Annotated in this window: 22 protein-coding genes; 7 read left to right on the plus strand and 15 right to left on the minus strand. The window is 64.2% G+C overall.

Annotated elements, in window-relative coordinates; translation table 11 throughout:
* The first annotated feature begins 122 nt into the window (after positions 1-122).
* The 6 genes from ACQ66M_RS02790 to ACQ66M_RS02815 all read left to right on the plus strand — a co-directional run bounded on the left by ACQ66M_RS02790 (position 123) and on the right by ACQ66M_RS02815 (position 6,939).
* Entirely contained in the window at positions 123-1,994 is a 1,872-nt protein-coding gene (locus ACQ66M_RS02790; protein ID WP_430401705.1) for a methylmalonyl-CoA mutase family protein, read from the plus strand.
* Entirely contained in the window at positions 1,991-4,147 is a 2,157-nt protein-coding gene (gene scpA, locus ACQ66M_RS02795; RefSeq protein ID WP_430401707.1) for a methylmalonyl-CoA mutase, read from the plus strand. Before ACQ66M_RS02790 ends, scpA begins: the two co-directional genes overlap by 4 nt.
* 11 nt (positions 4,148-4,158) lie before the next feature.
* Positions 4,159-4,479 (plus strand): YbjQ family protein, encoded by a 321-nt coding sequence (locus tag ACQ66M_RS02800; protein ID WP_350171194.1) that lies wholly within the window; start codon positions 4,159-4,161, stop codon positions 4,477-4,479.
* 59 nt (positions 4,480-4,538) lie between these two features.
* Positions 4,539-5,987, plus strand: a complete 1,449-nt coding sequence (locus ACQ66M_RS02805) for an amidase (RefSeq protein WP_350171193.1) — start codon at positions 4,539-4,541, stop codon at positions 5,985-5,987.
* An 80-nt stretch (positions 5,988-6,067) separates the two neighbouring features.
* Positions 6,068-6,547, plus strand: a complete 480-nt coding sequence (locus tag ACQ66M_RS02810; protein WP_350171192.1) for a YbjN domain-containing protein — start codon at positions 6,068-6,070, stop codon at positions 6,545-6,547.
* Complete coding sequence (locus ACQ66M_RS02815) at positions 6,547-6,939, plus strand: GFA family protein (RefSeq protein ID WP_350171191.1); 393 nt, start codon at positions 6,547-6,549, stop codon at positions 6,937-6,939. The genes ACQ66M_RS02810 and ACQ66M_RS02815 overlap by 1 nt, the downstream gene beginning before the upstream one ends.
* Before the next feature lie 9 nt (positions 6,940-6,948).
* Here the strand turns inward: ACQ66M_RS02815 and ACQ66M_RS02820 are convergent, their stop codons facing one another.
* The 9 genes from ACQ66M_RS02820 to ACQ66M_RS02860 form a co-directional block, all read right to left on the minus strand.
* Entirely contained in the window at positions 6,949-7,458 is a 510-nt protein-coding gene (locus ACQ66M_RS02820; RefSeq protein WP_430401709.1) for a periplasmic heavy metal sensor, read from the minus strand.
* On the minus strand, positions 7,455-7,898 hold the full coding sequence (locus ACQ66M_RS02825) for a hypothetical protein (protein WP_350171189.1): 444 nt from the start codon (positions 7,896-7,898) through the stop codon (positions 7,455-7,457). The genes ACQ66M_RS02820 and ACQ66M_RS02825 overlap by 4 nt, the downstream gene beginning before the upstream one ends.
* Positions 7,895-8,437, minus strand: a complete 543-nt coding sequence (locus ACQ66M_RS02830) for an RNA polymerase sigma factor (protein ID WP_430401711.1) — start codon at positions 8,435-8,437, stop codon at positions 7,895-7,897. Before ACQ66M_RS02830 ends, ACQ66M_RS02825 begins: the two co-directional genes overlap by 4 nt.
* A gap of 168 nt (positions 8,438-8,605) precedes the next feature.
* The gene (locus tag ACQ66M_RS02835; protein WP_430401713.1) at positions 8,606-9,121 is read right to left on the minus strand and encodes an EF-hand domain-containing protein; all 516 of its coding nucleotides are present in this window, start codon (positions 9,119-9,121) and stop codon (positions 8,606-8,608) included.
* Between the two features lie 58 nt (positions 9,122-9,179).
* Entirely contained in the window at positions 9,180-11,867 is a 2,688-nt protein-coding gene (locus tag ACQ66M_RS02840; protein ID WP_430401715.1) for a bifunctional [glutamine synthetase] adenylyltransferase/[glutamine synthetase]-adenylyl-L-tyrosine phosphorylase, read from the minus strand.
* Between the two features lie 6 nt (positions 11,868-11,873).
* The gene (locus ACQ66M_RS02845; RefSeq protein ID WP_350171185.1) at positions 11,874-13,274 is read right to left on the minus strand and encodes a sensor histidine kinase; all 1,401 of its coding nucleotides are present in this window, start codon (positions 13,272-13,274) and stop codon (positions 11,874-11,876) included.
* Between the two features lie 33 nt (positions 13,275-13,307).
* Positions 13,308-13,979, minus strand: a complete 672-nt coding sequence (locus ACQ66M_RS02850; RefSeq protein ID WP_350171280.1) for a response regulator transcription factor — start codon at positions 13,977-13,979, stop codon at positions 13,308-13,310.
* Between the two features lie 36 nt (positions 13,980-14,015).
* Entirely contained in the window at positions 14,016-15,551 is a 1,536-nt protein-coding gene (locus ACQ66M_RS02855; RefSeq protein WP_350171184.1) for a Do family serine endopeptidase, read from the minus strand.
* Between the two features lie 88 nt (positions 15,552-15,639).
* On the minus strand, positions 15,640-16,875 hold the full coding sequence (locus ACQ66M_RS02860) for a bifunctional alpha/beta hydrolase/OsmC family protein (RefSeq protein WP_430401717.1): 1,236 nt from the start codon (positions 16,873-16,875) through the stop codon (positions 15,640-15,642).
* A 120-nt stretch (positions 16,876-16,995) separates the two neighbouring features.
* On the opposite strand from ACQ66M_RS02860, the gene ACQ66M_RS02865 reads away from it, so the two are divergent.
* Complete coding sequence (locus ACQ66M_RS02865) at positions 16,996-17,598, plus strand: prepilin peptidase (protein WP_430401719.1); 603 nt, start codon at positions 16,996-16,998, stop codon at positions 17,596-17,598.
* Here the strand turns inward: ACQ66M_RS02865 and ACQ66M_RS02870 are convergent.
* The 6 genes from ACQ66M_RS02870 to ACQ66M_RS02895 form a co-directional block, all read right to left on the minus strand.
* Entirely contained in the window at positions 17,595-18,011 is a 417-nt protein-coding gene (locus ACQ66M_RS02870) for a cytochrome c-type biogenesis protein (RefSeq protein WP_350171181.1), read from the minus strand. The genes ACQ66M_RS02865 and ACQ66M_RS02870 overlap by 4 nt on opposite strands.
* Positions 18,001-19,899 (minus strand): heme lyase CcmF/NrfE family subunit, encoded by a 1,899-nt coding sequence (locus tag ACQ66M_RS02875; RefSeq protein ID WP_350171180.1) that lies wholly within the window; start codon positions 19,897-19,899, stop codon positions 18,001-18,003. The genes ACQ66M_RS02870 and ACQ66M_RS02875 overlap by 11 nt, the downstream gene beginning before the upstream one ends.
* 1 nt (position 19,900) lies before the next feature.
* Positions 19,901-20,341 (minus strand): cytochrome c maturation protein CcmE, encoded by a 441-nt coding sequence (locus ACQ66M_RS02880; protein WP_350171179.1) that lies wholly within the window; start codon positions 20,339-20,341, stop codon positions 19,901-19,903.
* Between the two features lie 65 nt (positions 20,342-20,406).
* Entirely contained in the window at positions 20,407-21,015 is a 609-nt protein-coding gene (locus ACQ66M_RS02885; RefSeq protein ID WP_430401721.1) for a tetratricopeptide repeat protein, read from the minus strand.
* Complete coding sequence (locus ACQ66M_RS02890; RefSeq protein WP_350171177.1) at positions 21,012-22,439, minus strand: ATP-binding protein; 1,428 nt, start codon at positions 22,437-22,439, stop codon at positions 21,012-21,014. The genes ACQ66M_RS02885 and ACQ66M_RS02890 overlap by 4 nt, the downstream gene beginning before the upstream one ends.
* Before the next feature lie 25 nt (positions 22,440-22,464).
* On the minus strand, positions 22,465-23,148 hold the full coding sequence (locus tag ACQ66M_RS02895) for a response regulator transcription factor (protein WP_350171176.1): 684 nt from the start codon (positions 23,146-23,148) through the stop codon (positions 22,465-22,467).
* Positions 23,149-23,176 lie beyond the last annotated feature (28 nt).

The raw sequence follows: 23,176 nt of genomic DNA on the forward strand, positions 1-23,176 counted from the left end.
AAAGGGCCACAAGCGCCATAACGGCCATCAGGCCGCACCCCTGCCGTTGCGCAAGGCCTTGACCTTACGTTGGCGTCAACTCCATTACCAAGGCACACTCGAGAATACAGGCACCGCATATCATGGCAGATGACATCCTCCCCCTCAGCAGCGCGTTCAAGGATGCGACCGAAGCCGAATGGCTGGCCGCCGTCGAAAAGGCCCTGAAGGGCAAGGGCATCGATACGATCACCCGCGTCACCGCTGACGGCCTCAAGGTCCATCCGCTCTACCGCGAAAGCGATTTCCCCTCGGCCACCGACCCGCTCGGCACGCCCGGCGCAGCGCCCTACCTGCGCGGCCCCACCGCGGCGCCCGACGCCTGGCTGCCATGGGACATCCGCCAGGCCTTCACCCACCCCGACCCCGCCACCACGAATGCCGAAATCCTGCGCGACCTCGAACGCGGCGTCTCCTCTGTGGAACTCACGCTCGACCCGGCCGGTGAAAATGGCGTCCAGATCCTCAGCCTCGCTGACCTGCAAGCTACACTCGCCGGCGTCGATGCCAGTATCGCCACGATTGCGCTGGACCCGGTCGACGAACCAGGCTTCGTCGCCGCTGGCCTTGTCGCCACCTGGGCCGAAGGCGCCGCCGACCCGGCCGCCCTCAAACTCGCCTTCAACCTCGATCCCCTCGGGGCCCTCGCCCGCACCGGCACCCTCGCGGCATCGCTTGACGACACGTTCGCCGCCCTCGCCGACACGCTCGCCCGCCTCGCTCCCTTCACCGGCGCCAGCCTGATGCGCATCGATGCCCGCATGGTGCACGAAGCGGGTGGCTCCGACGCCCAGGAACTCGGCGCCCTCATCGCCAGCGCCGTCGACACATTACGCCGCCTGCCCGATGCTGAGCTCACCGCCCTCGCCCCGCGCATCGGTTTCACGCTCGCCCTTGATGCCAATTACGGCCTCGGCGTCGCCAAGCTGCGAGCCGCCCGCCGCCTCTGGGCCCGCTGCCTTGAATTGCTTGACGTTACGCCCGTCCCGATGCGCATCCAGGCCACCACATCGGCCCGCATGCTCACCCGCTACGATGCCTGGACCAACATGCTCCGCTGCACCACGGCCGCCTTCGCAGGCGCCATTGGCGGGGCTGACATTGTCACCGTTCGCCCGTTCAATTCTGCCCTCGGCGTGCCCGAAGAGCTCGGCCGCCGCATCGCCCGCAACACCCAGATCATCGCCATGGAGGAAAGCCAGCTCGGCCGCGTCGCAGATCCCGCTGGCGGTGCCTGGTTCACCGAGACTTTCGCTGAAGACCTCGCCAAAGCCGCGTGGGAAGAATTCCAGAACATCGAGCGCGAAGGCGGCTATGCTACCTCGCTCCTCTCCGGCGCCTTCCAGGACCGTGTTATCACAGTCCGTGACGCCCGCGCCAAGGACATTGCCAAACGCAAGGTTCCGATCACCGGCGTGACAGAATTCCCGACGCTCGACGCCATTGACGCGCCGATTTCAGATGCCGCGACGCCCCGGCCAGCGCCTGCCGCCCCCGCCCCGGCCCTCACCTGCACACCGCTAGCCCCCGTGCATCTCGCCGCGCCCTTCGAATCCCTGCGTGACACGGCCCCCGCCGCGAAGAAAGCACCCACCATCTTCCTCGCCACGCTCGGCCCCGTCGCCGAACACTCGGCCCGCGCAGACTTTGCCCGCAACCTGTTCGCCGCAGGCGGCCTGGCCGCGAAAGAGCCGCCCGTCGCCCCCAAAACCGCCAGCGAACTCGCCTCCGCCTTCAAGGCCTCCGGTTGCCACATCGTCGTCCTCTGCGGCAGCGACACGCGCTACCCGGACGAAGCCGAAGCCGCCGCCACCGCCCTCAAGGCCGCTGGCGCCCGCCACGTCTGGCTCGCCGGAAAGTTCGAGGCGCCCGGCATTGATTCCAACATCTTCATGGGCTGCGATGTGCTCCACACATTAAAGCTCGCGCACGCAGAACTGGGGCTCTCCCAATGACCAAATTCCCTGACTTCACCAAGGCCGACCTCGGCACGCCCAGCGCCAGATCCGCCACGCCATCCCTCGGCACGCCATGGCACACGCCGGAAGGCATCGACGTCAAAACAGCCTTTACTGCCGATGACACGAAGGGCCTCGATTTCCTCGACGATTATCCCGGTCTTGCCCCGTTCGGCCGCGGCCCCTACCCCACCATGTACACCAACCAGCCCTGGACCGTGCGCCAGTATGCCGGCTTCTCCACGGCTGAAGACTCCAACGCCTTCTACCGCCGCAACCTTGCCGCCGGTCAGAAAGGCCTCTCCGTCGCCTTCGACCTTGCCACCCATCGGGGCTATGATTCCGATCATGTCCGCGTCTCCGGCGATGTCGGCATGGCGGGCGTTGCCATCGACTCCATCTACGACATGCGCACGCTCTTCTCGGGCATCCCGCTCGACAAGATGTCCGTCTCCATGACCATGAACGGCGCCGTACTGCCCATCCTCGCACTCTATATTGCGGCGGCCGAAGAACAGGGCGTCACACCGGACAAGCTGGCAGGCACGATCCAGAACGACATTCTCAAGGAGTTCATGGTCCGCAACACCTATATCTATCCGCCCAAGCCCAGCATGCGGATCATCTCGGACATTTTCGCGTACACGTCCCAAAACATGCCGAAATACAATTCCATCTCGATCTCCGGCTATCACATGCAGGAAGCTGGCGCGACCGCAGATCTCGAGCTGGCCTACACGTTGGCAGACGGTATCGAATACATCCGCGCGGGCGTCGCCGCTGGGCTCGATGTTGACAAATTTGCCCCGCGCCTCTCCTTCTTCTGGGCCATCGGCATGAACACGTTCATGGAAGTCGCCAAGATGCGCGCCGCGCGCCTCATCTGGGCAAAGCTCGTCGAGAAAGAGTTCAAGCCAAAGAACGTCAAATCCCTCAGCCTGCGGACGCACTCGCAAACCTCCGGCTGGTCCCTCACTGCGCAGGATGTCTACAATAACGTCATCCGTACCTGCCTTGAGGCCATAGCCGCCACTGGCGGCCAGACGCAGAGCCTGCACACGAACAGCTTCGACGAAGCTCTCGCCCTGCCGACAGATTTCTCCGCCCGCATCAGCCGTAACACGCAGCTTTTCCTGCAACAGGAAGCCGGCGCCTGCCAGACGATCGACATGTGGGGCGGCTCCTATTATGTCGAGCGCCTGACCCACGATCTCGCGGCGAAGGCCCTCGCCCATATCGAGGAAGTCGAAGCCATGGGCGGCATGCGCAAGGCCATCGAGGACGGCCTGCCAAAGCTGCGCATCGAGGAGGCTGCCGCCAATACGCAGGCCCGCATCGACAGCGGCACGCAGACCGTGGTCGGCGTCAACAAGTTCCACCTCGATGAAGACGAAGACGTGCCCGTACTGAAGGTCGACAATGCCGCCGTGCGCCGCATGCAGCTCGACAAGCTTGCCCGCCTGAAAGCGGATCGCAACCAGGCCGAAGTGGATGCCAAGCTGGATGCCATCGCAAAAGCCGCCGCCGGCACGGAGGGCAACTTGCTCGCCCTCGCCGTTGATGCTGCCCGCGCCAAGGCCACAGTCGGCGAAATCTCCGAAGCCGTCGAGCGCAGTCAAGGCCGCCACAGCGCGGTCATCCGCTCGATTAAGGGCGTCTATGGCGGCGGCGTCAAAGGCAACGCCAGGGCCGAAGACGCAAAATCACTCGCCGCAGTATTCGAGCAAAAACACGGCCGTCGCCCGAAAATCTACATCGCCAAGATGGGCCAGGACGGACATGACCGCGGCCAGAAAGTCGTCGCCTCAGCCCTGATGGATCTCGGCTGGGAGGTCGAGATCGGTCCCCTCTTCCAGACGCCTGAAGAGGCCGCCGCTGACGCCCGCAAGGCCGGGGTCGACATTGTCGCCGCCTCATCCCTTGCCGCAGGCCACCTCTCGCTCGTGCCGGAACTGAAACGCGCCCTGGGCAATGAAGGCGCCGCGCATACGCAGATCATCGTCGGCGGCGTCATCCCGCCCGGCGACTTTGATGCCCTCTACGCCGCCGGCGCCACCGCCATCTTCCCCCCCGGCACCGTCATCGCCGACAGCGCGATCAGGATGCTGGAAGTTCTGGACGGGGATGATACGACCGTCGCAGCGGAATAGGACACAAGACCATGATCGTCTCCACCACACCCACCATCCAGAACCGCGACATCACCGCCTACAAGGGCATCGTCTGCGGCGAGGTCATCATCGGCGCCCATCTCGGCAAGGATATCCTCGCCAGTTTCACCAATATCGTCGGCGGCCGCTCTGACGCCTACGAAAAGACGATCCGCGAAACCCGTGACGGCGCCCTCAGCGAGATGGTCCGCGAGGCCGAACGCCTTGGCGCAAACGCGGTTGTTGCCGTGAAGTTCGACTATCAGGTTATCGGCCAGTCCGGCTCGATGATGATGGTCGCCGTGTCCGGCACGGCGGTCACCGTCGCGTAAGCCCTTCCCATTCACCGCCACAGGTTCCAGACTGCGGCAAAAGCAGAGGGACGCACCGGATGGACGAGGCATTCAAGGATTATGACGCGCTGGGCCTTGCCCATCTTGTCCGCACGAAGCAGGTCAAGCCATCGGAATTGCTGGACGCGGCGCTCGCCCGCGCCGAAGGCGCGCAGGAGAAGATCAACTGTTTTTCCGCCCTCTTCCCCGAACTCGCCCACAAGCAGCTCGAACAGCCCCTCGGCGATGGCCCCTTCGCCGGGGTTCCCTTCGTTACCAAGGATCTCGCTGTCGACATCAAGGGTGCGCCGATCACGCAGGGCTCCGTCGCCTGGAAGGGCCATGTCGCCGCCGAGGACAGCACGCTCGCCGCACGCTACCGCAAGGCCGGCCTGGTCTTCTTCGGGGCCACCACCACACCTGAATTCGGCCTCACCCTGACAACCGAATCCACCCTGCACGGCCAGACACGCAACCCGTGGGATACGACCCGCACCTCCGGCGGCTCGTCTGGCGGCGCGGCGGCAGCAGTGGCCTCCGGGGTCCTTCCGCTTGCGCAGGCCAGCGACGGTGGCGGCTCCATTCGCATCCCGGCGGCCTGCTGCGGCCTGTTCGGTCTCAAGCCCTCACGCGGGCGCATCCCGATGGGCCCCGGCCGCACCGAAGGCTGGAACGGCCTCTCCACTGTCCACGCCGTCAGCCGCAGCGTGCGCGACAGCGCGGCCCTGCTGGACGTGTCCCACGGCCCGGAAGTCGGCAGCCGATACCATGCGCCGCCCCCGTCGCGTCCCTTTCTTGCCGAGCTCGACCATGATCCGAAACCCCTGAAGATCGCCCTTTGGCGCAATGCCCCGAATGACACCCAGCCTGATGCTGACGCAGAGGCCGGCCTGAAATTCACCGCCGAGCTGCTTGAACGCCTCGGTCACACCGTCGTCGAAGCCTCGCCCGAAATGGATGGCGCCGCGCTCGGCAAGGCGGCCCTGTTCACCATCTCGGCCAATATCGCCGCCATGGTGGATGAGCGTGCCAGAGCACTCGGGCGCGACATCCGCGAGGATGAGCTGGAACCGGTCACGTTCCAGATGGCCAATCTTGGCCGCACCGTGCCCATGGTGGAACTCGCCCATGCCAACAATACGTTCCAGACGGCCGCCATTGCCTATGAACGCTTCCTCGATGCAGGCGGCTTCGACATGACCCTGTCGGCCACGCTGGCCCGGGCGCCGGAAAAGCTGGGCGTCATGGCCCTTACCGCGCCGGACACGATGGGCGAAGCCGTGCAGACTTTTGCGCCGCATTGCGCCGTGTTCAACCAGATGGGCGCCCCCGCCATGTCTGTCCCTCTCCATTGGACACAGCCCACCTCCGCCGCGCCCTCCGGCCTGCCTCTTGGCATGATGTTCGGAAGTCGCTACGGCACGGAAAGCCTCCTGCTCTCGCTGGCCGGGCAACTCGAACGCGCTGCTCCCTGGGCGCACCGCAAGCCGCCTGTCTGGGTGGCATGACGCATTGTTTTGATTGCCATTACCCTGCGAAGTGTGGGAATCCTGATTCTCGCGCCAGTTGACCGCCGGAAGGACATCGCATGCTGAAACCCCTCGCCATTGCAGCAACAGCTGCACTTTTCGCCACCACCGCCTCAGCCGTCCCCGCCACGCCGGAAGCGGTCGAGGTGATGCTGACCGCCATGGACACGACGGAGATCCAAACCGAGCGCGTTGACGATACGATCGTCCGCATCGATGCGACCCGTCAGGGTTACAAATTCACGGTCCGTCTGATGGATTGTACCGACGGAACTGCTTGCGTTTCATCGATGATATTCGCGACCTTCAACGTGGACGCCCGCCCCACGCTGGCAGATTTCACACATATCAACGAATACAATGACAGCTACCCTTTCGGACGCGCATTCCTCATCGGTGACACCGAAACAGACGGCTATCTGATCGGCGTCGATTATGCATTCAGCATGGCCGACGAAAACGCGCTAGGTGCTGACGAAATCAACCTGTTCTTCGTTATCCTCGACTCCTTCATCGCACATATGCAGGAAGCTAGCTGATGACATCAAAGCCGCGTTCGGGCGGGTGCCATTGCGGCGCAGTCCGCTTCGAGGCCCAACTGCCGGATGCCTTTGAGATCGAGGACTGCAACTGTTCGGTCTGCGCCATGAGCGGCAACACCCATGTCATCGTGCCAGCCAGCCGGTTCCGTCTCCTGCAGGGGACTGAAAACCTGACGGAATACACATTCAACACCGGTCAGGCGCGCCACCTGTTCTGCAAGACATGCGGGATCAAGAGCTTCTACGTCCCGCGATCCAATCCTGACGGGTTCGCCGTCACATGGCGCTGTCTTGATGACTGGCAATCGCTGGATGTGACACGCAATGCCTTTGACGGGCAGAACTGGGAAGCCAATGCAGGTACGCTGGCCCACAAGTCCAGGGACTAGCCGAACGGCCTAATCGCGCGCGGGCCTGTCGTCTTCACGGTCACGCCCGCGATCCTTGCGCCGCCTGTGGCTACCCGGTTCCCGCGACAGCATTTCGGCCAGGGCCTTGCGCTGCGCGATGCCCAGCTCGTCCAGCCGGTCGACCAGCGTTTCATGAATTTCCGAATGCACCGCTTCATCAGAAGTCCGCAAGGTCACGAACGCCCGCCGCACGGCTTCCCGGTCATAGGGGTCGATCTGCAGCGCCTCACCCAGTGCAATGCGCGCGGCGCGCCGCTTTTCAACCTCGGTTTCAGCCGACAGAAACGCTTCCCTCATCATGCGGCGAACCAGAATACGATCTTCGGGGCTGGCCCCTTCAAGCATGGGCGGGCGGTGCCCCCGCATGCCATCGGACGGCGGTCCGGCAGGCTGGCCGCGCAGCAGCATCCCGGCTACCAGCCCGACCAGCAACAGGTTCGCCATGATTGACAGGGTCAGCCAGAAGGGAATCTGGCGCTTCGGACGGATCTCGCTCATTGAGCGGCCTCCTGGGTATAGGTGAGTGTGTCAAATCCAAGCGCGGCATACACAAGTGTATCAACGGCATCTTCCGGCGCATCATCGGCCACCGGCTGGGCCGTGCCAAGCCCGATCGCCAGGCCGATGGCCAGCGATGCCAGAGCTCCTGCAGCGGGCCAGCGCGGAATGGCGGCAAACCAGTTGCGCCGTTGCGGCCGTGGCCGGGGCGCAGAATCGATCAGCGCCGCCGTCAGCGCCGCCGATGGCAAAGATTCCGGCACGGTGCACAGCAGCGCGTCCATCTCGCGTGCGGCCGTCAGGTGGGTGGCAAAGCGTTGCGGCGCCTCAGCCAGCAAGGCAGCAGCCGCGTCGCGTTCCGCTTCAGGAAACGCCTTCACATCCGCGCCCCAGGCTTCGATCAGCGCGATCAGTCGTGCATCGGTCATCGTCTTGGTCATGCGTTACTCCTTTCCAGCAAGGCCCCGCGCAACGTGCGCCGCGCACGGGCCAGAAGGCTTTCCAGCGCCTCCACGCTGATCTCCATGATGTCGGCTGCCTCGGCCTGAGAATGGTCCTGCAGCGCGCACAGCGTCAAGGCCGCTGCCTGTCGCTCGGGCAGCGCGGCAATCGCCGTCTCCACCGCCTTCACGCGTTCCGACTGGTCCAGCGCCTCTTCGGGGCGCAGTGCCAGGTCCACCTGCTCCGGCGGCTCGGCCATGCTGGTCTCCCGGCGCTTGCGCAGCCGGTCATAGCAGAGGTTCAGCGTCACCCGGTGCAGCCAGGTCGAGAATTTCGCCCTTGGCTCCCAGTCCGGCAGCGCTTTCCAGGCCCGGATGAATGTATCCTGTGTCACGTCCTCGGCCTCCGACCTGTCGCCCAGCATGCGCGTGGCAAGCGCCAGCACACCGGGGCTGTAGCGGTTGACCAGCGCCGACACCGCCTGCCGGTCCCCGGCAGCCGCGCGTGTGATCTGATCGAGGTCTGACGAGAATGCCACGGGGCAATGTCTAGCGCGCGGTATGGCAAAGGGGAAATGCCTTCACCACAGGCAGCCAGCCGGGCCCCGGTCGCCAGACAGGTCGGACGCAACTGAAAGTGCCGAGAGGGGGGAAATTCTCGCATATCATGCATCCGGCCTGCCTGGCTTTCAGGGACGTGTCCCGGCTTATTCGGCGTCCGGCGCGTCAGGGGCCACGTCGCGGTTTTGACCACGCTTGCCCCACTTGCCATGACGCTCCTTCATCGCAGCCTTGGCCGCTGCGCGCTCTTCCTCGGTGACGACACCGTCGCCATCTGTATCCATGCGCTCCATGCCGCGCATCGGACGGCTGGCAAACTCGGCTGCAGTGATCTGGCCGTCACCATCAGTGTCCAGCTTCGCAAAATGGCGCGCCTGGCGTTCCGCCTTGCGCTGGGCTTGCTGCGCTTCGTGATGCGCCGTCATTTCGGCAAGCGACAGCGAACCGTCCTTGTTGGCATCAGCTGCGTTGAACATGGTGGCACGGAAAGCGTCGACTTCTTCCCTTGTGATGTCGCCATCACCATTGGTATCGACCGCTTTCATGTGCTCACCGCGAGATCCGTCATGCCAGCCATGACCGCGCTCGGCCTGGGCTGCAAAGGGTACGGCAACGACAATCGCCGCAGCGCCGATCAGGCTAGCAAGTGTTGTACGTTTCATTGGGGGAAATCCTCCGTTATCGTGATTGACCCATCACGCGTATAACGGTCCCGTCCCCTCAATCCGTCGCTGGCAACTGCAGTTTTTCTGCCGCGATGGCGTGGACACCAGATTTCAGCGCAGCCAGATGGCGCTCCAGCGCGCCGAAATCATCCTCGTGCACGGCGCGGCACAGCCGGTCCTTCAGTCCGTCCGGAATCGCATCCGCCGTCATTTCGCTGCCAACGGCAAGGCGCTGGACCTGCTGCAAGGCCTGAAGGTACGTCAATGCATCCTGCAGCGCAGTGCGCTCCTCTTCCGACAGGCTTCCCGCCTCGGCAATGCCTGCCAGCGCCTGGCCGACATTCGACCAGATACGCTTTGCTTCGCCCTTCAGCAGCATTTCCTGCTGCACGATGAATTCAATGTCGATCAGTCCGCCTTTTTCGGTTTTCAGGTCCCACAGGCCCTTGCCCGGTTTCTCCTGGTAGAGGCGCTGGCGCATGGCTGAAATATCCTGCGCGATCTGTCCCGTATCCTTGCGTGCCCGATCAGCAATCGCGGTCTTGCCAATGGTCAGCACTTTGGCGCCAAGACCGGCATCACCGGCAACATAGCGCAGGCGCGTCAACGCCATATGCTCCCAGGTCCAGGCGTCCTCATTCTGGTAGTGTTCGAATGCGGGAAGGCTGACCGCCACGGGCCCGCCCCGCCCGGACGGACGCAGCCGCATGTCGACTTCGTAAAGCGCGCCTTCTGCCGTCGGTGCCGTCAGCGCCGTGATCAGGCGCTGCGTGAACCGGGTGAACCAGTTCTGCGCTTCAAGCGATGGCGAATCATAGATGACAATAATGTCGAGATCGGAGCCTGCCGTCAGTTCCGCGCCGCCGAGCTTGCCCATCGCAAACACGCCCCATGTGCCCGGCGGCTCGCCATAGCGCCGCACCGTCTCCCGTTCGGCAACCGACGCCATCTCGCGGATCGTGTCATCGGCGAGGCGCGACCAGTGCTTGGCCGCATCCGAAGCATTGATCAGCCCGTGCAGCAACTGGTGACCGATCAGAAAACTCTGCTCACGGTGATACCGCCGCCATGCGTCAAGCGCCGCATCAAAACTCGTATTGTCTGCAATTTTCGGCACGTCCGGCGCCTGACCGCTGACCAGCGCCTCCAGCAGGTCAGGACGGCGCGACAGGATCTCGGCCAGGCGCGGTGCCAGCGCCAGCGTCGCCACAAGGTCGTCCAGCAGGGCAGGTTTCGCCAGCAGCATCGAAAGCGTCTGCACGCCCGATGACAGCCCGCTGAAGAACCGCGAGAACCAGCGGAACGCCTCATCCGGCTCCCCGGTCGCGCCCATCGCCGTCAGCATGCGCGGAAGGATGGCTGTCAGCAATTCCCGTCCGCGCACGGTTCGCGTCGCTGGCACGTTGCCCCTGTGCCAGTTCCGGATCGTGTCTATGGCCCTGGCCGGATCATCGAAACCGAGTCCCGACAGTGTACGAACCGTTTCCGGGTCATCATCAACACCAGTAAAAACGAGGTTGCCGATATCTGTGACATCGTCCTCACCGCTTTCATGCTCGAACAGCGTGTCATAGGCAGTCTGCACCATCTTGCGCGTTTCAAGCAGGTCGCGGTCAAATGCCTCAAGCTCGGGGTATCCGCACAATGCAGCAACGCCCGCGCGCTCATCCGCATCAGCGGGGATCGTATGGCTCTGTTCGTCGTGGCGCATCTGGATCCGGTGCTCCACGTCGCGCAGCACCTTGTAGGCCTGCGTTAGCGCTGCAGCCGTCCCGCCGGTCACGATGCCCGCATCGCGCAGCGCGGTCATGGCGCCCAGCGTGGAATTGTCCCGCAGCACCGGGTTGCGTCCTCCCAGGATCAGTTGCTGGGTCTGCACGAAGAACTCGATCTCGCGAATGCCCCCCGGGCCCAGCTTGATATCAGGCGCCGGATTCTCCAGGCCGACAGCGCCAATCTTCGTGTTGATCATGCGCTTGATCGCCTGGATGTCGTCGATGGCCCAATAGTCGAGATTGCGCCGCCACACATAGGCGCCCATCCTGTCGATGAACCGCGAAGCCGCCTCCATGTCACCTGCTGCGGCGCGCGCCTTGATCCAGACCATCCGTTCCCAGTTCTGGCCGACGCTTTCATAATAGGCTTCCGCCATGTCCGTGGAAACGGCGAGCGGTGTCGATGACGGATCCGGCCGCAGGCGCAGGTCCGTCCGGAAAACATAGCCGTCCGCCGTGACTTCATCCAGTAGCCGGACAACATCACGCAACACGCGCTGGGCGGCATCACCGGCGTCGCGTTCACCGCCATCAAACCCGCCACGCTCATAGAAGGCGGCGATGTCGATATCGCTGGAATAGTTCAGCTCGAACGCGCCCATCTTGCCCAGCGCAACGATAAACAATCCCGTATCCGTCAGGCCACGGCTGGCCAGCGCCACGCGCAGGGCGGCCTGCACCGATGCCGTCGCCAGTTCCGTCAGCGCCGCCGTCACGTCCATGACGCTGCGATGTGCAGAGAGGTCATCGGCGGCCAGCGCCAGATGCGCCGAGGCTTTCGCCTTGCGCAGAAGTGTCATCGCCTCTTCCATCGGCGTCTCGGCCTTCAGGCTGGTGATCACCGCCAAAGCATCCTCGAAGGGCCGGGCCTCGCAGCGTTCGTACAGGCGGCGCAGGTAAGGCGCATGGGCGAGGGCCGCCTCCAGGGCGGCATCCGGTGTCGCGGCAATGGGACGGATCTCAAGCATTCAGGTTCAGGCCCTTGGCAGGCGCAGTATCGCCTTGAGGCCAGGTTGCCCGGGCGGGCCGCCCGCGTCGAGCAGGATCAGCTTGCCGCCATGCATGTCGGCAACCGAATCCACCAGTGACAGGCCGAGCCCCGAACCTGGCTGCGTGCGCGCCGAATCCATGCGCTGGAACCGCTGCACGACAAGTTCACGCGCTTCTGCCGGCACACCCGGTCCGGAATCGACGACAGTGAGGTCAATCGTCCCGTCCGGCCCGCGCGCCACGGTGAAGGAGATCGCGCCCCCGGCCGGCGTGTACTTCACGGCATTGTCCAGCATGTTTGAAAGCGCCTGCCCGATCAGGTCGCGGTCGCCAAGCACCATCAGGTGACGCGCTATCTGGCTCTTGAACGACAGCTCGGCCTCCTCGCAGGCCGGGTCGAACAGTTCGGCCAGCTCCTCGGCCAGTTCGCTGACATCCATGCGCACCCGTTCGCCTTCGGCGCCCGCCTCAAGGCGCGCAAGCCGCAGGATCGCATTGAAGGTCGCCAGCACGCGGTCGACTTCTTCCACTGTCTCGTTCAGGGTTGCGCTGGCCGCCTCCTGCGACAGGGGCTTCGACAGGGCAATCTCCAGCTTGTTGCGCAGCCGCGACAGGGGCGAACGCAAGTCATGCGCGATGGCGTTTCCGGTATTGCGCGTTGCATCCACCAGTTTCTCGATCTGATCGAGCATGGCATTGATCCGCTGGCCCAGCCGGTCAAATTCGTCGCCCGATCCGCGCACCGGCACGCGCCGGCCAAGCTCGCCGCCCATGACCGCCTCGGCCGTGCGCGCCAGTTCGTCCGCACGGCTTGCTGCCCCGCGCGAGATCAGGACCCCGCCGAGCAGCGACAGGATCAGGCCAATCGGCGCGGCGATGAAGATCGCGCTCTGGATCCGCACCACGATGGCCGTCTGCTGCGCGGTATCGAAGGCCACAAGCAGCGCCCCGCCATTGTCGCGCAGGCGCACGAACTTTCCCGCAGCCGAGCGCACGATCATGGTGCCATCAGGCTCGGGCTGGTCAAAATCGAAATAGACGATCTTGGAGTCCACCTCCGGCGGCGCCACCGGCATGCGCCCGAAATGCCCGGCAATCTTCCGGCCCGAGGAATCCTCGAGATAATAGAAATAGGTCGAGCCGGTCCGCGTCATGCGCTCCAGCACGGACTGGCTAAGGCGTTCCATGCCGCCCGTATAATAGGCATTGCCCAGCTGCTCGAACTCAAGGTCCAGTCGCCGGTCGGATTCGGTGCGGATATAATAGACGGTCGAATAATAGAGATAGACCAGCAACGCCGCCGAAAACGCTGCAAACATGGCGCTGTAGAGCAGCGCCAGTTTGAACGTTGTCGTTCGCAGGAAGGTCGGCAGGCCGAGTTTCATGACTCGCCTCGTGCCAGTCTGCGGGCGGGCCGTCTAGCCCTGCAATCGATACCCGGCACCGCGCACCGTGTGCAGCAAGGGTTCTTCGAACTCCTTGTCGATCTTGGCCCGAAGGCGCGAGATATGCACGTCGATCACATTGGTCTGGGGGTCGAAATTATAGTCCCACACCTTTTCGAGCAGCATGGTGCGCGTCACCACCTGTCCGGCATGGCGCATCAGGTATTCCAGCAGGCGGAATTCACGCGGCTGCAGGTCGATCTTCTTGCCGGCCCGTGTCACCTTGCGCGTCAGCAGGTTCATTTCCAGATCGCCCGCCTTCAGCGACGTCACCTGCGGCTCGCCCACCTGGCGGCGGCCGAGGGCCTCCACCCGCGCGGCAAGTTCCGATGGCGCAAACGGCTTGGACAGATAGTCGTCGGCCCCGGCCTTCAAGCCCTGAACGCGGTTCTGGACATCGCCCAGCGCAGACAGGAAAAGGGCCGGCGTCTTGCCGCCCGCTTCCCGATATTCCTTGAGCAGGGTCAGGCCATCCTTCTCAGGCAGCATCCGGTCGACCACGAGCGCATCGAAATCGGTCGACCGCGCCAGTTCCAGGCCGCGTTCGCCATCAATGGCCATGTCCACGCTATGGCCCGCCTCGAGGAGGACCTTTTCGATGAAGCTCGCCATTTCGGCATCATCTTCGATCACCAGAACGCGCATGTTATCTCCCGCCAAGGTTTCAGCCATCATGGTACCCTATCCTTTTGCCGCGAGGTCGAGGGTGCGATAGTTCGTGATCTGGCCAATCCGCACTGCGACCAGCACCTTGCTGCGGCCAGACTTCTTCGCCTCGGCAACCGCCTTTTCAAATGCAGCCACCGTTGTTGCAGGCTGACTGTTCACCTCGAGGATGACCATGCCATCCTGCAGGCCGGCATCCTCGAAAATGCCCTTGCGGGTCACGTCCACAATGACAAGGCCCGCTTCGTCGCTGCGAAGGCCGAGCTTGGTGCGCGTCTCGTCATCCATCGGCTTGAACGTCACGCCCATATCGTCGAGCGCGGTGCCTTCCTCCTGAGACTTCGGCGGGGTCTCATCCGGCGCCTGACGGAAAGCAGCCGACAGGTCATCAGGGCGCTCGCCCACGGTCACGTTGACGGTCTGGCGCTTGCCGCCACGCAGCACTTCGAACTTGTTCGCCGTATTCGCGATCAGCTTGCCCACCAGACGGGTCGTCGTCGTGGCGTCGGTCACTTTCTGGCCGTTCACCGACAGGATGACGTCGCCGCGCTGGAGACCGCCCTTTTCCGCAGGGCTGCCCGTTGTGACGTCCGCGATGATAGAGCCTTCTTCATTCTTGAGGCCCTGGGCCTCGGCCATGTCGGCCGTCAGGTCCTGGATCGCAACGCCGAGCCAGCCGCGGGAAACACGGCCATCCTTGATCAGGGCCTGCGTCACTTCGCTGGCCAGTTCTGCCGGAATGGCAAAGCCGATACCGACGGATCCGCCGGTCGGCGAAAAGATCGCCGTGTTTACGCCAACCACATTGCCGTTCAGGTCAAAGGTCGGGCCGCCCGAATTGCCGCGATTGATCGAGGCGTCGATCTGGAGAAAGTCCGTATAGGGACCGGCGCCGATATTGCGTCCGTCAGCTGACAGGATGCCTGCCGTCGCCGTGCCACCCAGGCCGAACGGGTTGCCCAGGGCAACCACCCAGTCACCCTTGCGCATGCCCCGTGAATTGCCAAAGCTGACATAGGGATAGGTTCCCTTTTCGCGAATGCGCAGCACGGCAAGGTCGGTCTGCGGGTCCGTGCCGACCAGGTCGGCCTCCAGTTCGCGTCCGTCCTGCAGGGTCACCATGATCTCCGTGGCTTTCTCGACCACGTGATTATTGGTCACGACATAGCCATCCTTGGAAATCATGAAGCCGGACCCGAGCGATCGGGCTTCCTGCGTTTCGGGCTCTGGGCTTTGCTCTTCCTGTTCCCGGCGGTTCTCGAGGAATTCGTCAAGACCGGGCATGCCGCGGAACTGTTCGAAGAACTGTTCCATGTCGGCGAGCCTGCCGACTTCGCGCTCGCTGACCACGTTCACACTCACAACAGCTGGTTCAACCCGTTCGATCAGGTCGGCAAAACTCAGCGGCGCGCCTGCCGGTGCCTCAATGGCGATGGGCTGGGCGCCCGCGTCCTGGCTGAAGATGTTCGGCGTCAGCGCCAGCGTGCCGACGGCAGCTGCGCCAAAGACAGCTGCCACGAGGGCTTGTCTCGAAATGCCAAAATTCTTCATAAGTCTCTCCAAGTCACTGAAATTACGTCGGTTAGCCGATCATAGCCTAGATAAACATGTCACAGGCAATGTGGTCATTAAATGTCAGTTAGGTGGATTTGGGCGGCGTTTCCACTGTTCGCACATGTCCCCCGGCCTCAAGCGTCAGGTGCACCGGGCATTTATCCGCAATTTCCATCAGCCGGGCGCGCTGTTCACCGTCCAGATCACCCTCAATCGTGATCGCGCGATCAAATACGTCGATTCTACGCCCCTCCTCGCAATGCAGGCAGTCGTCGATATGGTCCTTGCTATGGGTAATCGCGACCGACACACGTGCCAGCGGCCAACCCTTTCGGTCGGCATACATGCGCAGCGTCATCGACGTACAGGCCCCGAGGCCAGCCCCCACATATTCATACGGATCCGGCCCGCGCCCGCCGCCGCCCACGTCCACCGGCTCGTCGGCAATCCCGACAAAATCACCGATCATGACCGCATTTTCGTATTTTCCGCCTCCCGTCTCCCTGACAACCACATCACGCGTCCCGCCGGTCTCCTGCACGGGCGCTGCAACACCGTCCTCGAAAATATAGGGTTCGGCCCATGCGGCGATCATTTTTCCGGCCCGCCGTGCATCGCCCGGCGCGCTCAGCAAATGGTCGGCCTTGTCGAGGCTGATAAAGGATTTCGGATGGCGCGCCGCCACGAACAGGCCCGTCGCATTGTCGATGCCCACTGTCTCATCCAGCGGTGCGTGCAGAACCAGCAGGGGCCGTTTCAGGCCGGCCGCCGCCGCTGTCACCTTCGCGCCGCGTACATCGTCCAGGAACTGGCGCTTCAGCACGAAAGGCCGCCCGGCCAGCTCGACCTCGGCCTCGCCTTCATCCTCGATTGTCTCGACATGGGTGCGGATTGCGTGGATCACATGCGCCGCGTCCGAGGGCGCCCCGATAGTCGCCACCGCCTTCACCTGCGCAATCTCATGCGCCGCAACGATCACCGCCGCCCCGCCCAGCGAATGCCCGACCAGCAATTGCGGCCCGCCATGCGCCGCCTCCAGCCACGCAGCCGCCGCGACCAGGTCCTGCACATTGGTCGAGAAATTCGTGTTGGAGAAATCGCCTTCCGAATTGCCAAGCCCGGTAAAATCGAACCGGAACACGCCGATGGACTGTTCCACCAGCGCCGCCGTGATCTCGCGTGCGGCATAAATGTCCTTTGAGCAGGAGAAACAGTGCGCAAACAGGGCCCAGGCGCGCGGCGGGGCGACAGGTACATCCAGCCGCGCCGCCAGCAGGCTGCCATCATGGCCGGCAAATTCAACGCGGTGTAATTGGCCCATGTCGGTTCCCTCAATGTGTCCAGCCAACAGAACTGGCGGAGACAGCCCCTCTGCGCAAGGCCGCGCCCCTCCCCTTTTGCGTGACCGAACATGTGTGCAGGCTTGACTTGCCAGGCCCGCATGCGGTTCGTGGCGGCCAGACCCAACCGCGCGGAAACCACCCGGAACGCCATGAAGCCCGCCTACATTTTCCTCGCGGTGGCCATACCGGCCATGATTGCCAGCGCCTGGCTCATGGCCCCGCCGGGCACGATCCTCCTGTCGCTCAGCCTCGGCGCGCTGCTCGTGGCACTGGCGGCAATCGACATCGCCACCCTGCGCCTGCCCGACGCGCTGACCTTCACGGTCCTGCTATTCGGCGTCATCATGGTGGCGCTCACAAGGCCGGACCTCTGGGTCCATCACCTGCTCGGCGCGGGGATAGGTTACTTCGCGCTGGTCGGGCTTGAGCTCGCCTACAGGCGCCTGCGCGGACGCGACGGCCTCGGCCGGGGCGATGCCAAGCTGCTCGGCGCGATCGGCATGTGGGTCGCCTGGCCGGGCCTTGCGCCCGTCCTGCTCGTCGCCTCCGTCACCGGCCTGGTGGCGGCGCTCATGGCCGGCCTCATCGGCAAACGCGGTCTCTCAGGTGAAACGCAAATGGCCTTCGGTCCGTGGATCGCACTTGGCGGCTGGATCATCTGGCTCGCCGGGCCGCGCATCGCGCTGGTCCCGCTCGGTTAAACGTCTTCCGGCGCCACCGGCTCGGCGCCCGTCTTGCGCCGCCGCGCCAGCACGAACACGATCAGCCCGCCGATCAGCAACAGGCCGAACGGCCCGCCCCACAGGATCACCCCGTCGACGCCCTTGCTGCTCGGCCGGAACAGCACGAACTCGCCATACCGGCTCTCGAACCAGTCGCGCACCTCATCATCGCTCGCGCCCTCGCTGACCATCGCCCGGACGCGCGAGCGCATGTCCTCGGCAATCGCCGCAGATGATTGCGAAATCGGCTCATTCTCGCACGCAACACAGCGCAGCTCGCGCATCAGCGCCTGCGCCCGCGCCTCCTCGGCAGGGTCGTCGAGAACCTGCGCCGCGCAAGCCATGGCCAGGAGGAAAGCCGTCAGGCCCATCAGCAGGGATCTAAGAAGCATCGGCAGTCCTCCGCCGCGTGGGCCACAGGCTCAACAGCGCCCCCAGTCCCATCAACAGGACACCAAGATACACCAGATCGATCAGCGGGTTGAGATACACCCGCAGCACCCAGCGGTCCTCGCCGCCGACATCCCTTCGGTCGCCGAGCGCAATATACAGATCGCCCGCTCCCGTCTTGTGGATGGCCGTTTCCGTCGTCGGCATCCGCGCGGCCGGATAGTATCGCTTGGTTGGCGCAAGCTCCGCCACGGTGCTGCCCTTGCGCGCCGTCAGATCGGCCTGGTCAGCATACCAGTTCGGCCCCTCGATGGCGTAAACATCCGTCAGGGTAATGGTCCATCCGGCCACGGTGCCCGTGCCTCCCACCGGCAGCGCCAGTGTCGCCTCATAGCGCTGTGTCGTTTCCACCACTGCACCGATGATGAACACGCCGAGGCCCATATGCGCCAGCGTCATGCCCCAGACCCGCAAGGGCAGCCGGAATACCCGGCCCGGCGTCACCGCCCGCCGCTTCAGCTCCCACACCGCCCCGAACATCAGCCACACGCCCAGCGCCAGCCCAAAGGCTGCGCCCAGCGGAATATCCCACAGGCCAACCCCCAGCAGCAGGAACACAGCGACCAGCGCCACACCGCCTGCCGCCCACTTCCACAGGCCCGACAGGTCCGTCTTGCCCCAGCTCCACACCTGCACCACAGGCAGGATCAGCAGCAGCAAAGCCAGCATCGGCACGAAGGTCAGCCGGAAATAGGGTTCACCGACAGAAATCGTCCGCCCGGCCGCCTCCGCGATCAGCGGGAACAGCGTGCCCAGCAGGACGGTCAGCGCCGCCACGACCAGAACCACATTGTTCGCAACCAGTGCGCCCTCGCGGCTGAACATCTCCCACGGCTTCCCGCCATCCAGCTTCGGCGCCCGCAGCGCGAACAGGCCCAGCGCAAATCCGCCATAGATCATCAGTCCGGCCAGCAGCAGCATGCCCCGCTTCGGATCGACGGCAAACGCGTGCACCGATGTCAGGATGCCCGAGCGCACGAGGAACGCCCCCATCACCGAGAACAGAAAGGCCAGCACGGCCAGCAAGGCGGTCCAGGCGGCGAAGCTGCCGCGCTTTTCCGTCACCACGACCGAGTGCATCAGTGCCGCCCCGATCAGCCACGGCATCAGCGAGGCATTCTCCACCGGGTCCCAGAACCACCAGCCGCCCCAGCCCAGTTCGTAATAGGCCCAGTAGCTGCCAAGCGCGATGCCGAGCGTCAGCGGGATGAAGGCAGCCAGCGCCCAGCGGCGGGCCTCCTTCGCCCAGACCCGGTCAATGCGGCCGTCCATCAGTCCGGCCGCCGCCAGTGCGAAGACAAAGGAATAGCCGACATAGCCGAGGTAAAGCATGGGCGGATGGAAGGCGAGCGCCGGATCCTGCAGGATCGGGTTCAGTCCCGACCCCTGCAGCGGCGCCGGGTCCAGCCGCAAATAGGGCGAGGATGCAAACAGCAGGTAAGCCAGCGCCCCACAGGCCAGCAGGCCCTGCACGCCCAGCGCGCGCGCCTCGAACTGGTCCCGGCCGGTGCGCATCCAGAATGCGCCCGCTGCGCCAAAGCCCAGCGTCACAAGGCACCAGAGCGCCATCGAGCCCTCATGGTTTCCCCACGCCCCGGCAATCTTGTAGATCATCGGCTTCAGCGTGTGGGAATTGTTAGCCGCCAGCGCCAGCGAGAAGTCAGACTCTGCAAAGGCCACCACCAGCGTCAGGAATGACAGGCCCATCACGCCGAACGCCACATGCGCAGACCGCCCCGCCAGCGCCCGCGCGCCTGTCAGGCCGAAAACGCCCTGCGCCAGCGATGCTGCCAGCGCCAGGAACGCCGCAAGGTGGCCAAGTTCGATCATGTCAGCTGGCACTTGCGGCCGGGCCAGCGCCCAGCGGTTTCAGCTCACGCGGCTGGTAATTCTCGTCATGCTTGGCCAGCAATTGCCGCGCCGTGAATGTGCCGCTTTCGTCAAACGTGCCGACAGCGACGACGCCCTGTCCCTCGCGGAACAGGTCCGGTGCAATCCCGGTAAAACGCACGCTGATCGTTGACGGGCTGTTGTCGATAACGGTGAAGGCCATTTCGCTGCCATCGCCCGGATAGGTCAGCGAGCCAGGCTCAACCCAGCCGCCGATCTTCACTTCCTTGCCTGCATCCGGCAGGCCGTTTTCCGCAAGAATTTCAGGCGTGTAAAACAGGTTCGCATTCTGCCGCAGGGCCACGAATGCCAGTGCCGCTGCGGCCAGAAGCAGGGCCGCTGCCACTCCAAAAGTCCACAATCTGCGGGTCCGCGCTCTCATGAAGCCATTCTATACTGGCATCCGCCCCATTTGACAGTGCGGCAGATACAGCAGGGACGAAAGCCCTACTCTTCCTGCGGCGCCTCCTGCCCGATCACGTCCAGCATCGGCTTGAACCGTTCGCGGCGCGGGTCATCCTCGGGCAGTTTGGCGAAAACGGCCCGCATCATATGCGCCGCCTTTTCCTGATCGCCCGCCTGCGCAGCGCCCATCGCCGCCCACATGCCCGCCCGCACCTGCGTATCGTCCAGTTCATAGGCCCGCGCAAACAGGCGCGCAGCGTCCGGCCCGACCTGTCCGTCATCCAGCTCGACCAGCACGCTCGCCAGCCCGACCAGGGCCGGCACATGGGCGTCGTCGCGGCGCAGCGCTGACTGATAGGCACGCACCGCATCGTCCGGACGGCTCTGACCGCGCAGTATTTCACCGATGAAATAGTGCGGCTCCGGCGCCTCAGGCTGATCGATGGCGGTCTGCTCGAGGCGCGCGAGCGTCTCGGCTGCTGTCAGGGTTTCCGGCGCCGTGCGGATCTTCTCCAGGATTTCGCTCTGGCGCTTGTCCATCGGCATGTCATCCATGCCCGGCCGCCCCAGCATCAGATAGCCGCCCACGCCGATAGCAAGGCATAGGGCCACAACAATCATCTGCATCCGGGTCATGTGCGGGCGCGTCATGATTTCGGAAACCGCAATCGCGCCCGCAGGCCGCCCAGCACACTCTCATCCAGCTCCAGATGACCCTTGTGCAGCTCCGCCAGCTCGGTGACGATTGACAGGCCAAGGCCTGTGCCCGGCGTTGTTTCGTCCAGCCGCACGCCGCGCTTGAGCGCGCCTTCGCGCTGCTCCGGCGACAGGCCCGGGCCGTCATCCTCGACATCAATGACCAGGTCCTGCGGCCCGTCGCTGATGCGCACCACGACTTCGGCCTTTGCCCACTTGCACGCATTGTCCATCAGGTTGCCGATCATTTCCTCGAAATCCTGTTTCTCACCGCGAAACACGGCCCCAGCGCCATCTTCGACACTCACATTGATGCCCTTTGCATCGAACAACCGGTTCAGCAAGCTGGCCAGCGACTCCACCACCGGCACCACATCCGTGCGCGCGCCCAGCGTTTCGGCCCTGGCCGCCATGCGGGCCCGTTTGAGGTAGTGCTCGACATTGGCATGCATCGTTTCGGTCTGGCGGCGCACGACATCATCAAGCAGGCCCTCTCCCTTGGCCTCATTCTTCAATACAGCGATCGGCGTCTTCAGGGCATGCGCCAGATTGCCCACATGCGTGCGGGCCCGCTCCACGACATCGCGATTGTGCCCGATCAGCTTGTTCAGCTCCTCCGTCAGAGGACGAACCTCGACAGGATATCCCCCGCGCAGTGTCTGGCGCGTCCCGGCCCGGATATCGGCAATGTCGCGCTCGATCCGCTTCAGCGGCTGCAGCGAGTAGCGAATGCCCACGACCATCGCGGCAAACACGCCACCGAACAGGGCGATCATCGTGCCCACCAGCATGCCACGAAACCGGACCGCAGCCTCGTCATTCGGCGTGCGGTCTGCAGCAGCCACCAGAACCAGCGGCGTCTCCCTGTTTTCCAGCAGGATCGCCCGGGCCGCCACCCGCACGCGCTGATCTGCCGGCCCCGCATAGTCGCCAAAATGGGTCGTTCCCGGATTGGCCACCGCACGCCCGATCTGCGCCTGTGTCACCGGCACAGGCTCGTCCCACAGGCTTCGCGAGCGCAGGTCACCCTGAATGGTCAGGTCAGGCTGCAGGCCGACAACGGCCCAATAGCGGCCGGAATACTGCGTCTGGAAACGGGGATCGTTGGACAGGAAATTGCGCTCTGTATCGGTTACCCGGCCATCGGCCAGGAAGGCACCTTCCTGGCTCATCTCGCGGGTCAGTGTCACCAGGGTCTGGTCGAGGTCTTCTTCCAGCAGGGAGAGCGTCTGCGCCCGGTACAGTGCCGACAATGCCAGTGCGCCGCCGATCAGGACAACCAGCCCCCACAGCGCTGCGGCCAGCATCATGCGCCGGGCCAGCGACACGTTCGGCCAGCGATCAATGAATCGGGTAACGGGGTTGCCGGAAGGGTCCATTCACACGGTCTGGCACGCCAGATGCCTATCCTGCAACGCGCGCCTCGTTTTCCGGCACGATCAGGCGATAGCCAAGGCCGCGCTCGGTCTGGATACGGTCAACGCCGATCTTGCGGCGCAGGCGCCCGATGAACACTTCAATCGTGTTGGAGTCGCGGTCGAAGTCCTGATCATAGATATGCTCGACCAGTTCGGTGCGTGGCACGACCCGCCCCTGATGGTGCATGAGATAGGACAGGACGCGGTACTCGTGGGCCGTCAGCTTGATCGGCTCGCCATTCACCATGGCCCGCGCCGCGCGCGTGTCGACCATCAGCTTGCCGGCTTCCAGCGTGGCGGCGGAATGCCCGGCCGCCCGGCGCAGCAGCGCCCGCAGGCGCGCCAGCAATTCTTCCGTCACGAAGGGCTTGGACAGGTAATCGTCGGCGCCGGCATCAAAGCCCGCCACCTTTTCGCTCCACTGGTCACGCGCCGTCAGGATCAGCACGGGGAAGGATTTCCCGTCGGCGCGCCATTTCTTCAGGATGCTCACGCCGTCCATCTTGGGCAGGCCCAGATCCAGGATCACCGCATCATAGGGTTCGGTATCGCCGAGAAAATGTCCGTCCTCGCCATCTGCCGCAAGGTCCACGGCATAGCCGGACTGGGACAGCACGTCTGCCAGCTGGCGACGCAGGTCAACGTCATCTTCAACGACCAGGATACGCATGGAGATTACCTTCCGTAGAACGGGTTAA

The organism is Hyphomonas sp., assembly GCF_965284475.1.
Taxonomy (GTDB): domain Bacteria; phylum Pseudomonadota; class Alphaproteobacteria; order Caulobacterales; family Hyphomonadaceae; genus Hyphomonas.

Excerpts from the sequence above, each read along its gene's own strand:
- ACQ66M_RS02790 (WP_430401705.1), top strand. The coding sequence starts at position 123 with ATGGCAGATGACATCCTCCCCCTCAGCAGCGCGTTCAAGGATGCGACC.
- scpA (WP_430401707.1), top strand. The coding sequence starts at position 1,991 with ATGACCAAATTCCCTGACTTCACCAAGGCCGACCTCGGCACGCCCAGC.
- ACQ66M_RS02800 (WP_350171194.1), top strand. The coding sequence starts at position 4,159 with ATGATCGTCTCCACCACACCCACCATCCAGAACCGCGACATCACCGCC.
- ACQ66M_RS02805 (WP_350171193.1), top strand. The coding sequence starts at position 4,539 with ATGGACGAGGCATTCAAGGATTATGACGCGCTGGGCCTTGCCCATCTT.
- ACQ66M_RS02810 (WP_350171192.1), top strand. The coding sequence starts at position 6,068 with ATGCTGAAACCCCTCGCCATTGCAGCAACAGCTGCACTTTTCGCCACC.
- ACQ66M_RS02815 (WP_350171191.1), top strand. The coding sequence starts at position 6,547 with ATGACATCAAAGCCGCGTTCGGGCGGGTGCCATTGCGGCGCAGTCCGC.
- ACQ66M_RS02820 (WP_430401709.1), bottom strand. The coding sequence starts at position 7,458 with ATGAGCGAGATCCGTCCGAAGCGCCAGATTCCCTTCTGGCTGACCCTG.
- ACQ66M_RS02825 (WP_350171189.1), bottom strand. The coding sequence starts at position 7,898 with ATGACCAAGACGATGACCGATGCACGACTGATCGCGCTGATCGAAGCC.
- ACQ66M_RS02835 (WP_430401713.1), bottom strand. The coding sequence starts at position 9,121 with ATGAAACGTACAACACTTGCTAGCCTGATCGGCGCTGCGGCGATTGTC.
- ACQ66M_RS02840 (WP_430401715.1), bottom strand. The coding sequence starts at position 11,867 with ATGCTTGAGATCCGTCCCATTGCCGCGACACCGGATGCCGCCCTGGAG.
- ACQ66M_RS02845 (WP_350171185.1), bottom strand. The coding sequence starts at position 13,274 with ATGAAACTCGGCCTGCCGACCTTCCTGCGAACGACAACGTTCAAACTG.
- ACQ66M_RS02850 (WP_350171280.1), bottom strand. The coding sequence starts at position 13,979 with ATGCGCGTTCTGGTGATCGAAGATGATGCCGAAATGGCGAGCTTCATC.
- ACQ66M_RS02855 (WP_350171184.1), bottom strand. The coding sequence starts at position 15,551 with ATGAAGAATTTTGGCATTTCGAGACAAGCCCTCGTGGCAGCTGTCTTT.
- ACQ66M_RS02860 (WP_430401717.1), bottom strand. The coding sequence starts at position 16,875 with ATGGGCCAATTACACCGCGTTGAATTTGCCGGCCATGATGGCAGCCTG.
- ACQ66M_RS02865 (WP_430401719.1), top strand. The coding sequence starts at position 16,996 with ATGCGGTTCGTGGCGGCCAGACCCAACCGCGCGGAAACCACCCGGAAC.
- ACQ66M_RS02870 (WP_350171181.1), bottom strand. The coding sequence starts at position 18,011 with ATGCTTCTTAGATCCCTGCTGATGGGCCTGACGGCTTTCCTCCTGGCC.
- ACQ66M_RS02875 (WP_350171180.1), bottom strand. The coding sequence starts at position 19,899 with ATGATCGAACTTGGCCACCTTGCGGCGTTCCTGGCGCTGGCAGCATCG.
- ACQ66M_RS02880 (WP_350171179.1), bottom strand. The coding sequence starts at position 20,341 with ATGAGAGCGCGGACCCGCAGATTGTGGACTTTTGGAGTGGCAGCGGCC.
- ACQ66M_RS02885 (WP_430401721.1), bottom strand. The coding sequence starts at position 21,015 with ATGACGCGCCCGCACATGACCCGGATGCAGATGATTGTTGTGGCCCTA.
- ACQ66M_RS02890 (WP_350171177.1), bottom strand. The coding sequence starts at position 22,439 with ATGGACCCTTCCGGCAACCCCGTTACCCGATTCATTGATCGCTGGCCG.
- ACQ66M_RS02895 (WP_350171176.1), bottom strand. The coding sequence starts at position 23,148 with ATGCGTATCCTGGTCGTTGAAGATGACGTTGACCTGCGTCGCCAGCTG.